The 1,775-nt window shown below is 67.2% G+C and carries 1 protein-coding gene; it reads left to right on the forward strand.

Annotation, left to right across the window (positions count from 1 at the left end; genetic code table 11):
* Positions 1 to 1,775 (forward strand): dihydropteroate synthase (locus ACFYMM_RS44355; protein WP_388398547.1); only part of this gene is annotated, 1,775 nt, incomplete at both ends.

Below are 1,775 nucleotides of genomic sequence, written 5' to 3' on the forward strand. Positions count from 1 at the left end.
TTCGTACGGGAGTACGGCCTTTCCCTGATCGGTGGGTGTTGCGGTACGACGCCGGAGCATCTGCGTCAGGTGGTCGAGCGGGTCCGGGGCATGGTCCCGGCCGCGCGTGACCCGCGTCCGGAGCCGGGTGCGGCCTCGCTGTATCAGACGGTGCCGTTCCGTCAGGACACGTCCTATCTGGCGATCGGTGAGCGGACCAACGCCAATGGTTCGAAGAAGTTCCGTGAGGCGATGCTCGGGGCCCGCTGGGACGACTGCGTGGAGATGGTGCGGGAGCAGATCCGTGAGGGCGCGCACATGCTCGACCTGTGCGTGGACTATGTCGGCCGGGACGGTGTGGCCGACATGGAGGAGCTGGCGGGGCGGTTCGCGACCGCGTCGACGCTGCCGATCGTGCTGGACTCCACGGAGGTGGAGGTCATCGAGGCGGGCCTGGAGAAGCTCGGCGGCCGTGCGGTGATCAACTCGGTGAACTACGAGGACGGTGACGGTCCGGAGTCCCGGTTCGCGCGGGTCACCGCGCTGGCCCGGGAGCACGGTGCGGCGCTGATCGCGCTGACCATCGACGAGGAGGGCCAGGCCCGCACCCCGGAGAAGAAGGTGGAGATCGCCGAGCGGCTGATCGCGGACCTGACGGGGAACTGGGGGATCCTGGAGCCGGACATCCTCATCGACACCCTGACGTTCACCATCTGCACCGGTCAGGAGGAGTCCCGCAAGGACGGGATCGCGACGATCGAGGCGATCCGGGAGCTGAAGCGCCGGCATCCGCAGGTGCAGACCACGCTGGGGCTGTCGAACATCTCGTTCGGTCTGAATCCGGCCGCCCGGATCCTGCTGAACTCGGTGTTCCTGGACGAGTGCGTGAAGGCGGGCCTGGACTCGGCGATCGTGCACGCCAGCAAGATCCTGCCGATCGCCCGGTTCTCCGAGGAAGAGGTGCGGACCGCGCTGGATCTGGTTTATGACCGGCGTGCCGAGGGTTATGACCCGTTGCAGAAGCTCATGCAGCTGTTCGAGGGTGCCACCGCGAAGTCGTTGAAGGCGGGCAAGGCGCAGGAGCTGGCGGCTCTGCCGCTGGAGGAGCGGCTCAAGCGGCGGATCATCGACGGTGAGCGCAACGGCCTGGAGGCCGACCTCGACGAGGCGCTGCGGGAGCGTGCGGCCCTCGACATCGTCAACGAGACGCTGCTGGACGGGATGAAGGTCGTCGGTGAGCTGTTCGGGTCGGGGCAGATGCAGCTGCCGTTCGTCCTGCAGTCCGCCGAGGTCATGAAGGCCGCCGTCGCCCACCTCGAACCGCACATGGAGAAGTCGGACACCGAGGGCAAGGGCACGATCGTGCTGGCGACGGTGCGCGGTGACGTCCACGACATCGGCAAGAACCTGGTCGACATCATCCTGTCGAACAACGGCTACAACGTGGTCAACCTGGGCATCAAGCAGCCGGTCTCGGCGATCCTGGAGGCCGCCGAGGAGCACCGGGCGGATGTGATCGGCATGTCCGGGCTGCTGGTGAAATCCACGGTGATCATGAAGGAGAACCTGGAGGAACTCAACCAGCGCGGCCTGGCCACCAGCTTCCCCGTCATCCTCGGCGGCGCCGCCCTGACCCGCGCCTACGTCGAACAGGACCTCCACGAGATCTACCAGGGCGAGGTCCGCTACGCCCGCGACGCCTTCGAGGGCCTGCGTCTGATGGACGCCCTGATCGGCGTCAAACGCGGTGTCCCCGGCGCCAAGCTCCCCGAACTCAAACAACGACGGGTACGCGC

The sequence above is a fragment of the Streptomyces sp. NPDC006739 genome (assembly GCF_042869815.1).
Lineage (GTDB): Bacteria > Actinomycetota > Actinomycetes > Streptomycetales > Streptomycetaceae > Streptomyces.